13 protein-coding genes and 4 tRNA genes are annotated in these 18,624 nt (G+C 41.5%); 4 read left to right on the forward strand and 13 right to left on the reverse strand.

The features are described 5' to 3' along the window. Position 1: 1 nt before the first annotated feature. On the reverse strand, positions 2 to 979 hold the full coding sequence (gene hutG, locus Q4574_RS04880; protein ID WP_303472168.1) for a formimidoylglutamase: 978 nt from the start codon (positions 977 to 979) through the stop codon (positions 2 to 4). Continuing rightward, the gene (gene hutI / locus Q4574_RS04885; RefSeq protein ID WP_303472170.1) at positions 972 to 2,183 is read right to left on the reverse strand and encodes an imidazolonepropionase; all 1,212 of its coding nucleotides are present in this window, start codon (positions 2,181 to 2,183) and stop codon (positions 972 to 974) included. The genes hutG and hutI overlap by 8 nt, the downstream gene beginning before the upstream one ends. A gap of 98 nt (positions 2,184 to 2,281) precedes the next feature. On the opposite strand from hutI, the gene hutC reads away from it, so the two are divergent. Genes hutC through hutH form a run of 3 tightly spaced genes read left to right on the forward strand, consistent with a single transcriptional unit; the run spans position 2,282 to position 6,211 of the window. Next, positions 2,282 to 3,001 (forward strand): histidine utilization repressor, encoded by a 720-nt coding sequence (gene hutC / locus Q4574_RS04890; RefSeq protein WP_303472172.1) that lies wholly within the window; start codon positions 2,282 to 2,284, stop codon positions 2,999 to 3,001. Positions 3,002 to 3,018: 17 nt separating this feature from the next. After that, complete coding sequence (hutU, locus tag Q4574_RS04895) at positions 3,019 to 4,698, forward strand: urocanate hydratase (protein WP_303472173.1); 1,680 nt, start codon at positions 3,019 to 3,021, stop codon at positions 4,696 to 4,698. Then, complete coding sequence (gene hutH, locus Q4574_RS04900; protein WP_303472174.1) at positions 4,691 to 6,211, forward strand: histidine ammonia-lyase; 1,521 nt, start codon at positions 4,691 to 4,693, stop codon at positions 6,209 to 6,211. The genes hutU and hutH overlap by 8 nt, the downstream gene beginning before the upstream one ends. A gap of 138 nt (positions 6,212 to 6,349) precedes the next feature. Here the strand turns inward: hutH and Q4574_RS04905 are convergent, their stop codons facing one another. The 11 genes from Q4574_RS04905 to Q4574_RS04955 all read right to left on the reverse strand — a co-directional run bounded on the left by Q4574_RS04905 (position 6,350) and on the right by Q4574_RS04955 (position 17,554). Beyond that, the gene (locus tag Q4574_RS04905; protein WP_303472176.1) at positions 6,350 to 7,264 is read right to left on the reverse strand and encodes a choice-of-anchor L domain-containing protein; all 915 of its coding nucleotides are present in this window, start codon (positions 7,262 to 7,264) and stop codon (positions 6,350 to 6,352) included. Positions 7,265 to 7,567: 303 nt separating this feature from the next. After that, entirely contained in the window at positions 7,568 to 7,948 is a 381-nt protein-coding gene (locus Q4574_RS04910) for a VOC family protein (RefSeq protein ID WP_303472178.1), read from the reverse strand. Positions 7,949 to 8,105: 157 nt separating this feature from the next. Continuing rightward, entirely contained in the window at positions 8,106 to 11,324 is a 3,219-nt protein-coding gene (locus Q4574_RS04915) for a glycoside hydrolase family 15 protein (RefSeq protein WP_303472180.1), read from the reverse strand. A 460-nt stretch (positions 11,325 to 11,784) separates the two neighbouring features. Then, entirely contained in the window at positions 11,785 to 12,681 is an 897-nt protein-coding gene (locus Q4574_RS04920) for a YihY/virulence factor BrkB family protein (RefSeq protein ID WP_303472182.1), read from the reverse strand. Between the two features lie 411 nt (positions 12,682 to 13,092). Continuing rightward, positions 13,093 to 13,179, reverse strand: a tRNA-Leu gene (locus Q4574_RS04925). 66 nt (positions 13,180 to 13,245) lie between these two features. Next, positions 13,246 to 13,319, reverse strand: a tRNA-Cys gene (locus Q4574_RS04930). A gap of 4 nt (positions 13,320 to 13,323) precedes the next feature. Then, positions 13,324 to 13,399: transfer RNA gene (locus tag Q4574_RS04935), tRNA-Gly, on the reverse strand. Positions 13,400 to 13,563: 164 nt separating this feature from the next. Beyond that, entirely contained in the window at positions 13,564 to 14,145 is a 582-nt protein-coding gene (gene pgsA, locus Q4574_RS04940; protein ID WP_303472184.1) for a CDP-diacylglycerol--glycerol-3-phosphate 3-phosphatidyltransferase, read from the reverse strand. 78 nt (positions 14,146 to 14,223) lie between these two features. Further along, on the reverse strand, positions 14,224 to 16,053 hold the full coding sequence (gene uvrC, locus Q4574_RS04945; protein WP_303472185.1) for an excinuclease ABC subunit UvrC: 1,830 nt from the start codon (positions 16,051 to 16,053) through the stop codon (positions 14,224 to 14,226). A gap of 8 nt (positions 16,054 to 16,061) precedes the next feature. Beyond that, positions 16,062 to 16,706, reverse strand: coding sequence for a UvrY/SirA/GacA family response regulator transcription factor (gene uvrY, locus Q4574_RS04950; protein ID WP_303472187.1), 645 nt, complete (start codon positions 16,704 to 16,706; stop codon positions 16,062 to 16,064). 756 nt (positions 16,707 to 17,462) lie between these two features. Then, positions 17,463 to 17,554, reverse strand: a tRNA-Ser gene (locus Q4574_RS04955). 305 nt (positions 17,555 to 17,859) lie between these two features. On the opposite strand from Q4574_RS04955, the gene Q4574_RS04960 reads away from it, so the two are divergent. Next, complete coding sequence (locus Q4574_RS04960; RefSeq protein ID WP_303472189.1) at positions 17,860 to 18,537, forward strand: Bax inhibitor-1/YccA family protein; 678 nt, start codon at positions 17,860 to 17,862, stop codon at positions 18,535 to 18,537. The last annotated feature ends 87 nt before the right edge of the window (positions 18,538 to 18,624 follow it).

Below are 18,624 nucleotides of genomic sequence, written 5' to 3' on the forward strand. Positions count from 1 at the left end.
GTTAGTTGTGATCAAAACCGCTTTCAGCCTTAGCATGAACTGATTCAAATAAGATCCGAGCCGCTAATTTAGCGGTTCGTGCATCGATATCGTATTTTGGATTCAGTTCTGCAATATCCATTAACCGCCAATTAAAATTTAGACTAGCTTGTTGTTCACATAACCAACGTATAATCGCAATAACAAAAGGTACGGAAATTCCCAAGCTACTGGGCGCGCTAACGCCAGGAGCCAATGCCGCTGGAAATGCATCTAAACAAACCGTCACATAGACCTCATCAACTCCCTGCAACATGGGAGTTAACAACCCTTTAGCTTTTACCAAATCCGTATTCCATTGACAATCTTCATCCAATAAATAGCCCACTTTAAGGCTATTCGCACAATCAAATAACACCTGGGTATTCGCCCCTTTGGCCACTCCTAAACAAATATAATGAAATGATTCACAGTCTAACTCGCAGGTTTGGGCTATTTGGTAAAAAGGTGTGCCAGAACTTGCGTGAGGTAACGGTTTTCGGAGGTCAAAATGGGCATCGAAGTTGATAATACCGATTTTTGCTTTGGGTTTTGCACGCAGGTAATTGCGCAAGCCAGCATAACTCGCCAGCGCTATCTCATGGCCGCCCCCCAAGCCAATAACAAATTTAGAAGAATTCAACGCTCCGTTAATTTGCTGTGCAAAGTGATCTTGTGTTGCTTCTAAATTGTTTTGTTGTTGCACATTTCCCAAGTCTTTAATTGAATGATTTAGATGCCATGCAAAACTACAGATGTTAGAACGAATAGCATCAGGCCCCTCTTTCGCCCCTACTCTTCCTTTATTGGCTGCCACCCCAAGATCGCAGTTAAACCCCAGTAACGCGATATCTGTTAGCCTGGTGCTTTGTTCCATCACTTGATGCCAACGATAACTATTCCGTCCGCCATCATTGTCTACTCGTCCCTGCCAATGAAAATGTGAATTTTGACTAAACAAGTTGGCCTCCAAACCATCGCATAAGCGGTTTATATTGATTGATGGTATAGACAAGTTGAGCAGGATGAGAAATATCCCATAAACACAGATCTGCTCGGCATCCGGGTGATATTTGTCCTCTATCGTTTAAGCCTAACGCTTTGGCGGCATTTATCGTAATAGCGCGCAAGGCCTCTTCAGGTGTTAATTCAAACAACACACAAGCCATATTTGCGCAGGTGAGTATAGAAGCTATGGGAGAACTGCCGGGATTCAAGTCGGTGGCGACTGCCATAGGTACTTGTAGGCGTCTTAAAGTTTCAACAGGCGGCTTTTGCTTTTCTTTTAAAAAGTAAAACGCACCGGGAAGTAACACTGCCACTGTGTTTGATTGCTTAAGGTAACTTACATCTGTAGGGGCAAGGTACTCAATATGATCCACGGATAAGGCATGATAATCACAGGCTAATTTAGCCCCTTTTAAATCACTAAGTTGTTCAACATGTGCCTTAATATTTAGTCCAAACCTTTTAGCCGTCTCGAATACCCGTTTGCATTGTGCAGGCGTAAAACCAATATTTTCACAAAAAATATCCACACTATCCGCTAAGTTTAATGCACTAATTTCAGGAATGACTTGACCACAGACGAAGTCAATATAGCCATCTGGATCATCAGTGTATTCATCAGGAATAGCATGTGCACCTAAATAGGTCGTGAGTACATTCACAGGTAATACAACGCTTAATGTTTTCGCCACCTGAAGCATTTTTATTTCGGTATTAATATCTAATCCGTAGCCAGATTTCACTTCTAATGTGGTTACACCTTCATTGATTAATGCCGTCGCTCTATCTTTTGCGGACGCTAACAATGTCTCTGCAGTGGCGCTGCGTGTGGCAGCCACGGTACTTTTAATACCGCCACCTTGTTCAGCGATTTGTTGATAGCTAAGGCCATTGAGTCGCATATCAAATTCATTGGCCCGATCACCGCCGTATACAAGGTGGGTATGGCAATCCACAAATCCAGGCAATAACCATTTTCCACCACCATCGAATGTATTTAATGCACTAGCTTCAACATTTTCCATAGCTCCAACATATTGGATCTTGCCATTGTCTATGGCAACACAGCCGTTCTCTATCGCTCCATAAGGCCCAGGGCCATCTAGCATGGTAGCAATTTGAACGTTATAAATGAGGTAATCGCATTGCTTTGACATAAGTTCACTTTAAGGCCCCTAGACGAATAATTAGTGTACTTGCCACAACTTGTATATACAAGTAAGATACATTAAATTTACAATAAATAAACATTTTGATGGCATCACATTTTATTAAAATCAAGTCCCATTTGTTAGCCCAAATCGAAGATGGCAGCATGCAACGCGGAGATAAAGTTCCCTCAGAAAACAAGTTGGCGGAACAATTCAACGTAAGCAGAATGACCGCACGGCGAGCTCTGACAGAGTTAGTTAATGAAGGGATTTTATTTCGATCCCAGGGCCTAGGTACCTTTGTAAATGACCAGCGCCCTATGAGTTCTATGCTGAAAATTATTAGTATTGATGATGAGGTGTTAACCCGAGGACATAGCTACACCAATCGCGTCATTTTCCAAAAACAAATCCTCGCCAATGCACATCAGGCCCATACACTAGGATTAGAAACAAATGATGCTATTTACCAAACACAAATCATCCATTTGGAAAATAACACGCCAATTCAACTCGAAGATCGATTAGTGAATCCCAATTATGCCGGCGGATATATTGAACAGGATTTCACTAAGATTACAGCCAACCGCTATCTTAATAAGGTAGCACCGTTAACCGAAGCAGAGCACTTTGTCGAAGCACTATTGCCACCAACTAAGGTTGCCCACGCATTATCTATTTCACCGCAACAGCCTTGTTTACTGGTTTCACGACGTACATTTTCAGCCAAAGGCATCGTTAGTTTTGCCAATCTCTATCACCCAGGAAATCGTTATCGGCTAGGTGGTCATTTGGATTTCCCCACTGCTAATTGCGAAAAATAAATAAGAGACAGTCAACGATGAATAAACGATATTCAAACCGTGTTGTAAACGCCCCTAGAGGCAGTCAAATAACTGCAAAAAGTTGGCTTACGGAAGCGCCTATGCGTATGTTAATGAACAATTTGGATCCCGAGGTAGCAGAACACCCCCATGAACTTGTGGTATATGGGGGTATCGGACGTGCGGCACGTGACTGGCCCTGTTTCGACAAAATAGTTGAAGTGCTAAAACGCTTAAATGATGACGAAACATTGCTTATCCAAAGTGGTAAACCAGTAGGTGTTTTTCCAACTCATATAAATGCCCCCAGAGTCTTAATTGCTAACTCAAACTTAGTTCCGCATTGGGCAACGTGGGAGCATTTCAATGAATTAGATAGGCAAGGCCTTATGATGTACGGACAAATGACTGCTGGGTCTTGGATCTACATAGGTTCTCAAGGCATAGTGCAAGGTACTTATGAAACCTTTGTCAGTATTGCTAAAACCCATTTCGCTGGAAACGCTAAGGGCAAATGGATTTTGACGGGAGGTTTAGGCGGTATGGGAGGTGCCCAACCATTGGCGGCAACCATGGCGGGCTTTTCCATGTTAGCGGTAGATGTCGATGAAAGTCGTATCGATTTTCGCCTAAAAACCGGTTATTTGGATATTAAGGCCAATGACCTCTCCCATGGAATAGCACTTATTCAACAAGCCAATAAAAATGGCGAAGCAATCTCTGTAGGGTTGCTGGGGAATGCTGCCGATATATTCACTGATATTGCGGACTCAAATACGATTCCTGACGTTGTTACCGATCAAACGAGTGCCCATGATCCCCTAAACGGTTATTTACCTCAGGGTTGGTCCCTTGAAAAAGCAGCCAAAATGCGTATAAAAGATGAAAAAAGAGTAGTTTTAGCCGCTAAAAAGTCAATGGCTGTTCAAGTAAGTGCAATGCTTAAGTTACAAGCGAAAGGGGCAGCAACACTGGATTATGGAAACAATATTCGTCAAATGGCTTTTGAAACAGGAGTGCAAAATGCCTTTGATTTTCCTGGGTTTGTGCCAGCCTACATTCGACCGTTATTTTGCCAAGGTATAGGTCCATTTCGCTGGGTAGCATTATCTGGTGATCCAGAAGATATTTACAAAACCGATGCCAAAGTAAAAGAGTTGATCGCGGATGATCCCCACTTACATCAATGGTTAGATATGGCCAAACAACGTATTCAGTTTCAAGGACTGCCGGCAAGAATATGTTGGGTAGGTTTAGGCCAACGTCAAAAATTGGGATTAGCCTTTAATGAAATGGTGCGCTCAGGTGCCCTTTCTGCCCCCATTGTCATTGGTAGAGATCATTTAGACTCTGGATCTGTCGCCTCGCCGAATCGCGAAACGGAAAGCATGTTAGATGGTTCAGACGCGGTATCCGATTGGCCACTGCTTAACGCAATGTTAAATACTGCTAGTGGCGCGACTTGGGTAAGTTTGCACCATGGCGGTGGTGTTGGCATGGGATTTAGCCAACATTCTGGGGTTGTAATTGTTTGTGACGGCACAAAAGAGGCTGACCAACGCATAGCAAGGGTATTGCACAATGATCCGGCTACCGGGGTAATGCGTCACGCGGATGCGGGGTATGATATTGCCGTTCAATGTGCACAACAAAAACAACTAGATTTGCCTATGTTAAAAGGTGCCAAGCATGCCTAAAATCGTCTTAAAACCGGGCCAGGTAAATCTTAAACAGCTGGCGCAAGTTCATCGAGAGCCAGTGCAGATAACATTAGATAAGTCAGCCATAGTAGAGATAAATAAAGCCGAACAAACCGTATTAAAGACGATTGCGACGGGTAAAACAGTATATGGCATTAATACTGGGTTTGGCCTACTTGCCAACACAAAAATACCGCAACATGAATTAGAAGACTTACAACGCAGTATTGTGTTATCCCATGCAGCGGGTACTGGGAATTTTATGCCTGATAACACAGTTCGTTTAATGTTGTTTTTAAAAATAAACTCATTAGCTAGGGGATTTTCTGGCATTCGATTAAGTGTTATTAACGCTTTGATCACCCTTTTTAATGCACAAGTCTACCCTGCCATTCCTGAAAAAGGATCCGTGGGTGCTTCTGGGGATTTAGCGCCACTAGCGCATATGAGCGCTTTACTTTTGGGTGAAGGCGAAGCTTTCTACCAAGGCCAAAAATATTCTGCTGATGACGCATTAAAAATTGCTAAATTATCTAAGATCTCATTGGCTCCCAAAGAGGGGCTAGCATTATTAAATGGCACACAAGCATCAACAGCCTTTGCATTGCAAGGTCTATTCTACGCCGAAAATGCACTAAACAGTGCTATTGCAATTGGTAGTTTAAGCGTAGAAGCCGCATTGGGTTCGCGAGTGCCTTTTGACAAACGGATTCATTTGGTCCGCGGTCATCAAGCACAAATCGATATTGCTGCCGCATACAGGCAGCTTTTAGGCTCATCAACCATTGGCAACTCTCATCAGGGCTGTAATAAGGTACAAGATCCCTACTCCTTGCGCTGTCAGCCTCAAGTAATGGGGGCATGTTTAGCACAAATACGGTTTGCCAGCCAAACCCTGCTGGTTGAAGCCAACGGCGTTTCAGACAATCCACTGGTTTTTGCTGACAGTGGCGATATATTATCCGGTGGAAACTTTCATGGGGAAACCGTGGCAATGACGGCAGATATGTTAGCCATTGTTTTGTGTGAAATAGGTTCCTTGGCAGAGCGCAGAATGGCATTACTTATTGATAGCAATCTCAGCGGGTTACCGCCGTTTTTGGTTGAAAATGGTGGCGTCAATTCTGGCTTTATGATCGCACAGGTTACTTGCGCAGCCCTTGCTAGTGAAAACAAGACCTACGCCCACCCAGCATCCATTGATTCATTGCCTACTTCTGCAAACCAAGAAGATCATGTCTCTATGGCCACCTTTGCTGCCCGTCGTTTACGAGATATATTCGATAACGTAGCTGGAATTTTGGCCATTGAATGGCTTGCAGCGAGCCAAGGTGTAGATTTTAGAGCACCTTTAAAATCCAGTATTCAACTGGAAAAAGTGAAACAATTGCTCCGTTCAGATGTTCCATTTTATGATAAAGATAGGTACTTTTCACCCGACATTGAGAAGGCGAAAACCTTGATTAAAAATTATCAACTGTCTGATATCACTCAATTGAACCTGATTTGATTTAAAACAATAAGGTGGGTCTGCTGCTAATTTTTAATGTAAAAATGCAGCTAAAGTTAAAGGCAAAAAAAAGACCAAGCTAACACTTGGTCTTTTCCATTTTAAGCAATTTACCCGTAATTATTAGGTCAAATAAATTCAGTTTCGGCGTCTTAATCTCATCATTAAGCCTAGTCCACTTAAAAATAAAATTGCCCCTAAGGGTTCATCAACATCGGTAGAGGGAGGGTTATTTACCCCACCGTCATTATCAGTATAAATTCCAGTTAAGTTACTCAAAAATACTCCACTATCGAAAATAGTGTCTGAAGTGTCAGCAATGGCAATTTTTAGGGTATGTTCAGTTAAAGTTTCATCAACCAGACCAATCAAATTTAAGTTTTGACTAAACCCATCATACTCAATATCGAATAGTCCCCCAGAGTTATCTAAAAAGTTACTAGCATTAGCTCCTTGCACAAAAGATACTAAACTTGAATCTGGAAAAAACGCATAGTTTACCCCATCAACAAACACCCCGAACACATCAGTTACCCCTTGATCTGGAAATTCATCACTGCCGAAAATGAAATCTAAAGAGATAGCATTAAAACCAGCCCCCAAGGTAAAATCAAACTCTATATAATTTACATCATTAGTCTCGCTTGATGGCGCTCCTGCATCAACCAATATTGCACTTAGGTCAGCATCACTTCCAGTTCCGGGGAAAAAAGGAGCAAAGGCAGTAGCCGTGTTGGTATCAGGTATATTGGCGCTACCACTGGTTAATACAGCCCCTTGACCCATACTAACAGTACTAGCACCGTCTGTAATATTAACGCCTGAAAAGATGCCAGACTGAGCCGTGTCACTATCAATACCGTCACCAATTGCTCCAACAAAGGTTTCAGTACCAGATATAACACTCACACCACCGCCAGAAACAACCAAAGAGTCGGTAATATCTGCAATTGGATCATCGCCAGTTTCAATTAAATCTAGTCCTAACAATCCAGCGTTAGCACTAAAAGAGGAGACGATGAGTAATGACAAACAAAGTTTTCTTAGTTTCATTAGATTAATCCTTATCAAATGTTAAAAGTTTTACCCTAAAAACCCATTAATACCTCTACACCATGAGATTTGTACAAAAATTAAGCACAATACAGACCAAAACGAAAATAATCGATTAAACAGAAGGTTACAAGGGTGGGAAAATTTAAGAAAATTGATGTGTAAAAAAAACTGACAATCTAAGGAAGGTAAAAATCGTGACGCTTAGAATATTTACCAAAAAAATAATGAATTAAAGAATTTAAAGTGGCAAATATATGTATGTCTGCTGTAATCAACAGACATACATTGAAATTTAATGAATTAGCCCATACGCTTCAAAGCACAGAGTTTATTTCCAGCAGGATCCTTTAAATAGGCCAGATACATGTCTCCGGAGGGAGATTGACGTATACCAGGAGGATCTTCACAATCAGTGCCGCCATTTGCTAAGCCTGCGGCATGCCAAGCATCACCTTGTTCAGTACTTTCTACCGAAAAGCCAATCGTACTGCCGTTGCCATGGCTCGCAGGTTCACCATTTATGGGTTTAGTGATGGCAAATATACCTGTATCGGTAATGTAAAAACAACGTCCTTTAGGGTCTAAAACACCGGGTTTTACGCCCAATGCAGCAAAAGTAGCATCATAAAAAGCTTTCGATTCTTCTATGCTATTTGCCCCTAACATAATGTGACTAAACATATCTTAACTCCGTTAAAATTCTCTTTGAAAGAATAGATTAACGTGAAAAACAACAATAATCTATGCCTAATCACTGACTTTTTTAGCCGCTAAGTTGTCTAAATTCCCCGCCCTTTTAACGCTTTACCTATATTTTGTGTCTGCGTCTTTTCTTAATCTAAGCCACAACTTCTTGCTCTGGTTGTTCACCGGAGCTTGGTCGAACGGATAACAACATACTTAAAGCTGACACAATAAATGCAGTAGTTTGTTGTGGTGAAATTGTATAAAAATACTCCCATGCCTGACTTTTATATTCAGTATAACTGTTTGCCCGTTCGGGATATTTATCAAGATAAGCTAAGTTAACAGCATGACCAATAGCCGCATCAACGATAATGGGTTCATCAATTTTTAAACTCGGATTTTGTTCAAAAAAGCTCGCCATAGCATTTAATGATTCAATAGTTAATTGACGATATTCAGCAGCCTGAATGTTATTCAACATGTGCTCCGTTATTAAAGCGAAAGCGGTTTCGCCAGGCGTCATATCGCTCAATACCACACCACTATCTATTCGATTCCTGCGATCCATCTTGTTACCAATCACTAATCCGGTGGTATGGTGTAAAATTCGCCAGATTTGTTTATTAAATGAGGCTGACCGTCGATCAATAATTCCTTGATGCTGTCGCCAAACTAGCCAGCCGTCTTTAGGTGTAGCGAGTTGCTCAAGTCCTAAGTTTTGCTGCCAATTTAATTTGTCTGAACTCCCTTTAGCATGCAATATTTCCATTTTTTGTGGTAAATCAGAGAGGGATCGATAATCCTCCAATACCGCTTCTAAGCGTTCTTGGATCACTGATGGTGCCATCGCCATCAAATTTTCATACGCTTCATCCGTAGCTAATTTTTCGGAACGGGCAATTTGACTAGTGAGGAGAATAATTAGGTAACTCACCCGAATCGTCATGAGCTCTCTGAATAACTCCGGACGTGCTTTGATCAGTAAACCTAAGCATAACAAAACTTCCTGAGTTAAGATTTGGTCGCGCACATCATCGCGGCAATAATGATGAATTTTTGTCATTAACTCTTCATCCGTTAACGGCCTCGAAATGAGGGATTCATCAGTATAGGAGCGTCCAACTTGAATATTTTTTTGAGCTACTAGAATAGCACTTACCACTAACCCAAGGTCACTATCGACCTTTTCTAATAAACCTGAGGCATGACGTAACACTGACCAAAGTCGTAAACGCCCAGCTTCGCTGTATACCTCTTCTAAAGCGTCTATTAAACGGTAACAGCTGTCACTGTATGTAATAGTAGAGTGTAACCCTTGAAGTTTGACCAATACTGATAAAATTTCTATTTGTTCGAACAGATTATCAGAGGCAGCTAGCTTATCTGCTAATAATTGGGTATCGGTAATAAAGGATAATTCAAGCTCTTCACTTTGATTGAGTGGAAGATTAGAATTGCTTGAAATCAGTGTGGTTCTAAATGGCGCGACACTTATGGCTATTTCTTCAGGTAATTCATAGCCATTTAAATCATCAAACCGCTCAATTGCTGCAGTGGGCGTTAGCTGGGCCATCGTCCCCAATTTCACTGGAATTCCCTCAACATAACCCGAATCAATCGTTTTAATTAGTTCGAATAAAGACGTTCTGTCAGCATCTAGCATTTGATGAGTTAACATCACTGTTACCGTTGGTCTGCCTGTCTCAGTCCAATTTCGATGCAAATAGCTCAGTTCACTTTTGAAACGTCTAACCAAAAAGTCGATGTCATAGCTTAGGAAAAAGGCTTGTTGAATAAAAGAAGGAGTTAAACACACGAAACGAGATTTACCTAGAACGTAAACCCGGCTAGTAGTCAAACTCTTAGGGATCCTAAACGATCGGCCAGTTAAGCCTAAAGATTCATTTGCACCAACCTGAGCATACATAGTTGCGATATCTTCTGGCAGACACACTTTAACCGGTGAAATATCACTGATAGTTTCGGTCATCAACCCACTACCTGCTAATTCAGACTGTAACGCTTCATCTTCTGCCAAAAACACCAGTTGCACAACGGGTTGTTTAATAGGTTTAACATGACGACGTCCGATAGGATCTAAATCACCGGGTCGCAACAAACCATCTTCTAACATGGCACCTAATAAAAACAAACTCTGCGCCCAAACCAAGGGAATATTTTCATTTGGCAAGCGGTCTTGAGAGTGTGGGTTTTCCCGTTCTTTTTCTATTGACTCAACGGGGACATAATACAATTCGGGTAGCAGCAAATGTCCATCTTGTTCTACCATAACTGAGTCTAATCGATTTCGATAATGCTCGACCTGCTCTCTATCATCCCGAAAAATAGCATCCAGATACAAATACGCATAAAACAAAGGCCACTCAGATTCGATATCTTCAAACTGTTTAAGCTCTTGCTCTTCGTAGTGTAAACGCTCTTCATCTTCCAATACCGTTTGATGACCATCGCGTAAGAAACGTTTTAAGCCATAACGGCCTTCAAGCTTTGTGATAATTTTTTTGCGTACTTTATCACCGAGCTGATTATCTGGAGCGGCAAACGCAGGAAAACCGACAACACTTAACAGAGCTGCATCAATTTCTTTGGTAATAGACTCCCTAGGTAACATGGCACTTAGGGTTATATTTGCCTGCGCGATATTATCGGGCACCACATGAATCACCGAGCTTTGTGACCCCTTAGCGCCGTATAAATTAAATCCGGAAAGCGCTTCTAAAGCCGCTTTTGCCATACCTAAGGAACTTGCATTCAATTCTACATGACCACTATTGGATTTCGCACCGCGTTCCCAAATACCAAAATCTGGCGTGCGATAGGCCCGTTCGATATAGAATACTAAATTTTGTATGAAATCGACTTCTTCATCACTCCATATTAGCTCTAAACCAGACGCAATCATTTGTGTCATCATTAACAAAAAAACCGATGTTGCATCTATTTGCAGATGCCCCCACTCGTGATCAGCGACCACATTATCACCTGTGGCAGTATCGTATTTTGCGTGAAGTGAATCTTCTGGACTGCGGCTTTTTTTGAAAGCCTCGACTTTAGCCGATTGGCTCATCATTGAACGCAGTAAACCTCGCATCAATTTCACTGTGCGCTGTTGCAGCTCAAACCCCCGGCCACCGTCATCATCTAATTGACGATACGCCAGCGCAAGTCCCCAAACAGCTAAAATACTGTATACATTGTCTCGTACCCAGGCATCTTGATAATTGCCATGGTTAGTTATTGCAGTGCTAGCCGGCAATAACCCTGAAATTGGGTGTTGTTTATCAATTATGACAGCCTTAATTTGCTGATAATAGTTATCGAGGCTTGTTCTTAAATTAATGTCTTGCATAATCGTTCCTATCACTGTGGAAAACAGATGCTGAAAATTGTGCATCTGGGAAAAAGTAAATCACATTACGTTGTTAGTATGATCGATAGATTACCACCGTGATGTTGAAGAACTGGTTGATTCTTTGTTTCAGGTGTAAGCCTAATATCAACCAGTAACATGTCACCTTGTCGTAGATTTATGACTATGAACCAGCAAGGTTCGCGCCAAACATACTTTAGCCAAGGACTTTGTTAATTAAGTTTAATCTAATTACCCCAAAAAAACTTCAAAAAACCTATGTTTACTTTAGCTTTTTAACGCCAGTCATCAATTTAATGAAATGATTTACTTAAAACAAAGTTTTACACCTAAATAAACGACAAAAAGCAGTTAGGGGCTCGTTATAAGCACAAAAAGTGTGCAATTATTCGCCCCCCAGTGCTGATCGGTTTGACGCTAAATTAATAACAGTAATGGGTTAAGACATTAAGCGTTTATCCACTCGTACAGCGGTATTGCGAGGCACTATCTCCTTCCCCCTAGCAACAAGATGAACACGGGTGAAAGCCGCACCATATAACAATATTAGCGATGAGTAATATACCCACAGCAATATAATCACCACAGAGCCGGCGGCTCCGTATGCTGATGCGGTAGCGGTATATGCAAGATATGCGGCGATACCGTAACGGCCCAACGAAAACAGTACAGCTGTGACTAAGGCTCCCACCATCACGTCTTTCCAACTGAGTTTGACATCAGGCAACACTTTAAAAATAGTAGCAAATAGGAGTGCAATCATGGCCAAAGAAACAATGAACTCAGCACTGCCCAACAACATCTCAACGAACGGCAAAAACTCGGCAGTAAAATTAAGTACAGCCCGCAATGCAACACCAAGAAGTAGAGAAACAAGTAAAACAAAACCGATGGATAGCACCACCATTAACGAAAAAAGACGTTTCTTAGCAAGTAAAAATAAACCGTTTCGATCAGGACTAGCCGTAACTCCCCAAATTGAATTGAGAGAATATTGCATCTGACCAAATACCGTAGTTGCACCGAGCATCAAAGCCCCTACTCCAAGTAAGGTTGGTAAAATACCAGACGCTTCAATTCGAGATTGACTCACAGTACGTTCAACAACCTCAGCCGCTTCTTTCCCCATAATGTCTGCGAACTGAGCAACTATTTGTCCTTGGGCAGCGTCTTCACCTAGCACTAAACCAATAACCGTCACCGCTATGATAACGATAGGTGCTAATGAAAATAGCGTGTAAAAAGCCAATGCACCAGCATAGCTAAACGCATTTTCATCTAACCACAATTTAGCGGTATCTTGTAAAATATTTTTCCAGTAGCGCACAAAGTGCATCGCGATAATTCCCCAATAATGATGGCAAGCAGAAAAAGTTGTTAACGATTGCCAGTTAGGTCTCGAATAAAGGAAAGCAGAGTAAAACACATCCCAACGCTATGCAACAAGCATCCTGTAGCACGGTCTTTAGGCCGTGAATTTGATAACAATTAATGCGGGGCTAAAGCCACCGCCTACAGGCCGTGAACATTTAATTCAACATAAAGCTGTAGCACGGTCTTTAGGCCGTGAACATTTAATTCAACATAAATGCTGTAGCACGGTCTTTAGGCCGTGAATTTGATATCAATTAACGCGGGGCTAAAGCCACCGCCTACAACTCATCCTGCACGAATTACATGATGTTTTGAATTTGAATGTTTAGGAATTTAACTTTGAGGTTATTAGTAATGGGATAGAGCCAGAGAATGGTGCCCGGGGCCGGACTTGAACCGGCACGATCTTACGATCGAGGGATTTTAAATCCCTTGTGTCTACCAATTTCACCACCCGGGCATCGGATGAACTCACATAACCTGTGAGGGGTTTTAGCAGTACCTCATGTATTATGAGGAGGCTTTATGGAGGCGGAACCCGGAGTCGAACCGAGATCCACGGATTTGCAATCCGCTGCATAGCCATTCTGCCATTCCGCCAATTTGGAGCGGGAAACGAGACTCGAACTCGCGACCCCGACCTTGGCAAGGTCGTGCTCTACCAACTGAGCTATTCCCGCATTTAACTGCTTTTAAATATCTTTTCAGTTAATTACATTTGGCTCTCGCTAAATGATGGCGTGCATTTTACATTCAAAGAGATAACTGTCAACAACAAAAATGATGATTTTGTACTGTTTGCACGAAAAATGACTTAAACGCATCAATTTCGAGCAAACCGCGTTTATTTTGTACTAGATTGATTAGAACTGGTTAAACTTTTCCATGCAGCCACTGTGTAAGAAAGCATCGACCAAGTGGATAATATAGTTGAAAGATATAATAAGACGTATCCTAATTTAACCCAATAAATGGGGTATCCCATAAAATAGTCCATTTCTGATAACAAACCGATTAAAGCAAGCATTTGCGCCATGGTCTTTGCTTTACCAATAAACGACACTGCAACAATATCTCGTTTACCCTGTTGTCCCATCCATTCTCGCAATGCTGAAACGTATACTTCCCGAGACATCAATAAAATTGCAGGTATAGTAATCCACACAGTATTGTAACTATGGGTAATCATTATTAAGGCAGCGGCAACAATTAATTTATCTGCGACAGGATCGAGAAATGCTCCAAATGCTGAAGATTGTTTTAATTTACGCGCTAAATAACCATCAAACCAATCGGTTAACGCAGCAAACCAGAATATAAATGCTCCTGCTTGCCTGGCCCACTCCCAATCAAGAAAATACACCACCACAAAAACAGGGATGAGTAACACTCGTAACATGGTGATAATATTTGGAATTGTCCACATACTTCTTTCTAACCTTTACTTTGTTTTGCAACCTTTGAATTTAGGTCGTCTTGGAATTTGGCTCATTTTTGAAATTGTTTAAGAATGCAGATGCTCATAAATAATATCTGCAAGCTCTTCACTAATTCCAGGAACTCGGGATATTTCGTCTCGGCTAGCTTTTAAGACGCCGTGGATCCCCCCCATATACTTTAATAAACTCTGGCGTCGCTTCGCGCCCACTCCCGGTACTGACTCTAAAACCGAAGTGCGTTTGGCTTTTTGACGCTGTTGTCGGTGACCGGTAATAGCAAAACGATGGGATTCATCTCGAATATGTTGAATCAAATGTAATGCTGGGGAATCGGCTGACATAGGTATAGTATCATGATTCCCAGCAAGAATAAGAGTCTCTAGACCAGGTTTTCGACTGGTTCCTTTAGCTACGCCAATTAATAAGGGTTTTTTCGCAGCTTTCCAATTTTCAAAGTGCCCTTCTGCTTGCGCTAATTGCCCTTTACCACCATCGATAAACACAATATCAGGAATTTTTGATTCATCAGTGGGTTGTTTATATCGCCGACTTAGTGCCTGTGCCATAGCCGCATAATCATCACCTGGCGTAATTCCTTCGATATTGTAACGACGGTAATCGGTTTTAAATGGTCCGTCACGATTAAACACCACACATGAAGCAACGGTTTGCTGACCAGACGTATGACTGATATCGAAACACTCCATTCGCTGAATTGGCTGTTCCAACTCCAGTACTTTTTCCAATTCTAAATATCGGGCAAATACCGATTTTTGTTGGTTTTGTTTGGCTTCTAATGCATTTTCAGCGTTGGTCATAGCCAATTGTAAATAGCGTTTTTTTTCGTCCCTTGCGCCTTTGTAGAACTTGACTTTATAGCCGGCTTCGGCGCTTAACAGTTCAGTAATCGCGTCTTCATCTTCTAACCCCATGGGCATAACGATTTGTTTCGGTATGGTTTTATTACCGGCTAAATAAAACTGTAGAACAAAGGACTGTAAAATTTCCATTTCAGTAGTTTGGCTAGGCACTTTGGGAAAGAAACTCTTACTACCTAATAATTTATTATCGCGAATAAACAAGCCCTGAATGCTAGCGATGCCATTTCGATAAACAAATCCAAGCACATCCATTTCTTGTTCATTGCCACTCACCCACTGCTGCTCTTGTACTTTATTCAAAGCACTAATTTGATCGCGATATCGTCCAGCAGACTCAAAACGTAGTTCACTGCTGGCCAGTTCCATCCTATTCACCAAACTTTCAATTACTTGTTGGTTTTTGCCTTTTAAAAATAAGGTAGCAAGTTTAATCTGTTCATTATATTCCTCATCAGACACTAAACCTTCTACACAAGGTCCTGCACACCGCTTTAGTTGATATTGCAAGCACGGACGGCTTCTGGCCCGGTAATAACTGTCTTCACACTGACGAATGGGAAAGAGTTTTTGCATGGTTCTAAGACTTTCTCGCACTGCCCATGCACTGGGATAGGGACCGAAATACGTTCCCTTAGCTTTCTTTGCCCCACGATGAAGGGCTAATCGTGGGTGTTTATGCTCAGAGAGGAAAATAAAAGGGTAAGATTTGTCATCACGTAAAACTACGTTATATCGAGGTTTGTATTTTTTGATGAAATTATTTTCAAGAATAAATGCTTCTGTTTCGCTATGCACAACAGTCACATCCATATCCGCTATTTGCCGAACTAACGACTGAGTTTTTATACTATCGACGTTAGTTCTAAAATAACTCGAAACTCGTTTTTTAAGATTTTTAGCTTTGCCTACGTAAATAACGTCGTTGTTATCGTTATACATCCGGTAAACACCGGGTTTCGAAGTGAGGTTTTTTAAAAAGCCTTTGTGATCAAAAGGGACTGCTTTGTCTGTCATACCAATTTTTACAGTTGATTCGTATCAATTAAATTATGACGAAGGGCCAAATGGGTTAATTCCACATCAGAGCCAACGTTTAATTTTTCGAACATACGATATCGATAGGTGTTAACCGTTTTGGCGCTGATATTAAGCTTATTGGCAATATCCGGTACGCGACTTCCTTTGGTTAACATAATGGTGATCTCTAACTCCCTGCGAGATAACTGATCAAACGGATTTTCGTCATTTAAATTTAATTGCCCTATGGCGATTTGTTGAGCTATTTCGGGGGCAATATAGTGTTGACCTGAAGATACTTTACGGATAGCAATAACCATTTCTTGAGGATCAGTGCCCTTAGTTATATAACCATAGGCGCCTAATTGCATCACCCTTGCTGGAATAGGATTTTCAGTGTGGACGGATACCACTATTACTTTTGAATCTTGGGCATAATGTATAATTTGCTTGGTTGCTTCTAAACCACCAATACCAGGCATGTTCATGTCCATAAGCACAATATCTGGAGGCGAATTTCGACAGAATTTAATCGCTTCTTCACCGTTTTTAACTTCCCCAACGACCTTAAAGTCAGCTACATCTTCAAGAATTCGTCGGATACCCGTTCTTACCAGTTCGTGATCATCGACTAAAAGCAGTTTTATCAAGGTTTACCCCAAAATCAATCAACAACAATATATTCATTAGACTTCGTTACAAAAAGAGTGCGAAACAAATGCTTAATTAAGCAGTTAGACGGTAACGAAATTCTGACTAAATCCTAAAATCCTTTTGAGGAAACATGTGAATAGTAATTATAGCGGGATTAAAAATATCCTGTATAGGGTTAATTTGATACTTAACTAGGAATATCTAAACAAAAAGTTATTAAAATCAACCTAACCCACCTGTAGGTCGGGCTTTAGCCCGAATAAACTCTACATAGTTTGCCTAACCTCACCTGTCGGTCGGGCTTTAGCCTGAATAAGCTCTACATAGATTGCCTAACCTCACCTGTAGGTCGGGCTTTAGCCCGAATAAACTCTACATAGATTGCCTAACCCACCTGTAGGTCGGGCTTTAGCCCGAATAAGCACTGAATAGATTGCCTAACCCACCTGTAGGTGGGGCTTTAGCCCGAATAAGCACTACATAGACAAAAGCGTCGAACCGCGGGGCTTCTCACCCTCGCTTCTTTTTCTTCGAGATTGAAAAGCAAAAACCCGCAACAGGTGCGGGTTTTTTAATATGGCGGATAGCGAGGGATTATTCCGGGCATCCTGCCCTACACCCCTTCGGGGCCGCACTACGTGCGTTCAAATTTGTTCCCGACAAATTTGTCGAACCGCGGGGCTTCTCACCCTCGCTTCCTTTTCTTCGAGCTTGAAAAGCAAAAACCCGCAACAGGTGCGGGTTTTTTAATGTGGCGGATAGCGAGGGATTCGAACCCCCGGTACGTTTGACCGTACGTCTGATTTCAAGTCAGGTGCATTAAACCAGGCTCTGCCAGCTATCCGAATTGTGTACTTCAATAATCTGCTAAAGCATGTCACTATTCAGTTAAATGTTTCAGCGCTTTCGAAGTGGGGCGAATATTAATGACCTTTTTGCTGCTTGTAAAGGGTATTACGCAATTTTTTGTTCAAGTGCTCTTTCTTTGTCCGATTTGTTCGCTATTTCAACGAAATATCGTTTGTTACAAAGAGTTAATACGATAACACTTGAAAAAGTGAACCAAACACCATACAAATACACTAATTAAACAATACTAATGCATTTTGCATAGTCACTCACTTTTATATGCCTATTGGAGGTTTTTTTATGGATCAAGATCGTTATGCTCATATAGACAGGGTCGGTTCACGCCCGTCAGTATTGGAGACCAATAAGGTTCTTCGCAATACTTACATGCTGCTAGCAATGACATTGGCATTTAGTGCTGTATGCGCTGGCGCAGCAATGGCGATGGGCCTTGGCCAAGGCGCAGCAATGATGATGAGTCTGGCTGCATTGGTTATGATATTTTTCTTAAATAAAGTTGAAAACAGTTCGAAAGGAATTCTATTTGTTTTTGCTTTTACTGGTTTGCTAGGCGGCTCCTTAGGGCCCATGCTAAATTACTACTTAGCTTTCCCGGGTGGCTCAGCACTCATTATGCAATCATTAGGTACCACTGCGTTGGTGTTTTTTGGTTTATCGGCTTATGTATTGACCACTAAAAAAGACTTTTCTTTTATGGGCGGTTTCTTAATGGTCGGCCTAATTGTTGCTGTTGTAGCCAGTCTTGCTAATTTGTTCTTAGGCATTCCAGTGCTAAGTTTAGCAATTAGCGCAGCAATCGTGTTTATTATGTCAGGTTTGATCTTGTTCGATACAAGTCGAATTGTGAACGGTGGCGAAACCAATTATATCCGTGCAACTGTTTCTATGTATTTAAACATTTATAACTTGTTCACCTCTATTTTACACTTACTTGGTGCATTTGGCGGCGACGATTAATATTTTTTGATATGCTAAAACACCTCAGCTTTGCTGGGGTGTTTTTTTATGTGGCGAGAAAAGCCACCACAACCACGGAGCAGTTTT

This window comes from Aliiglaciecola sp. 3_MG-2023 (genome assembly GCF_030548205.1).
Lineage (GTDB): Bacteria > Pseudomonadota > Gammaproteobacteria > Enterobacterales > Alteromonadaceae > Aliiglaciecola.

What these genes read in the sequence shown, in the direction of transcription:
- Q4574_RS04920 (WP_303472182.1), bottom strand. Translation starts at nt 12,681, where the DNA reads ATGCACTTTGTGCGCTACTGGAAAAATATTTTACAAGATACCGCTAAA.
- pgsA (WP_303472184.1), bottom strand. Translation starts at nt 14,145, where the DNA reads ATGTGGACAATTCCAAATATTATCACCATGTTACGAGTGTTACTCATC.
- hutH (WP_303472174.1), top strand. Translation starts at nt 4,691, where the DNA reads ATGCCTAAAATCGTCTTAAAACCGGGCCAGGTAAATCTTAAACAGCTG.
- Q4574_RS04915 (WP_303472180.1), bottom strand. Translation starts at nt 11,324, where the DNA reads ATGCAAGACATTAATTTAAGAACAAGCCTCGATAACTATTATCAGCAA.
- hutI (WP_303472170.1), bottom strand. Translation starts at nt 2,183, where the DNA reads ATGTCAAAGCAATGCGATTACCTCATTTATAACGTTCAAATTGCTACC.
- uvrC (WP_303472185.1), bottom strand. Translation starts at nt 16,053, where the DNA reads ATGACAGACAAAGCAGTCCCTTTTGATCACAAAGGCTTTTTAAAAAAC.
- Q4574_RS04960 (WP_303472189.1), top strand. Translation starts at nt 17,860, where the DNA reads ATGGATCAAGATCGTTATGCTCATATAGACAGGGTCGGTTCACGCCCG.
- hutU (WP_303472173.1), top strand. Translation starts at nt 3,019, where the DNA reads ATGAATAAACGATATTCAAACCGTGTTGTAAACGCCCCTAGAGGCAGT.
- Q4574_RS04910 (WP_303472178.1), bottom strand. Translation starts at nt 7,948, where the DNA reads ATGTTTAGTCACATTATGTTAGGGGCAAATAGCATAGAAGAATCGAAA.
- Q4574_RS04905 (WP_303472176.1), bottom strand. Translation starts at nt 7,264, where the DNA reads ATGAAACTAAGAAAACTTTGTTTGTCATTACTCATCGTCTCCTCTTTT.
- hutC (WP_303472172.1), top strand. Translation starts at nt 2,282, where the DNA reads ATGGCATCACATTTTATTAAAATCAAGTCCCATTTGTTAGCCCAAATC.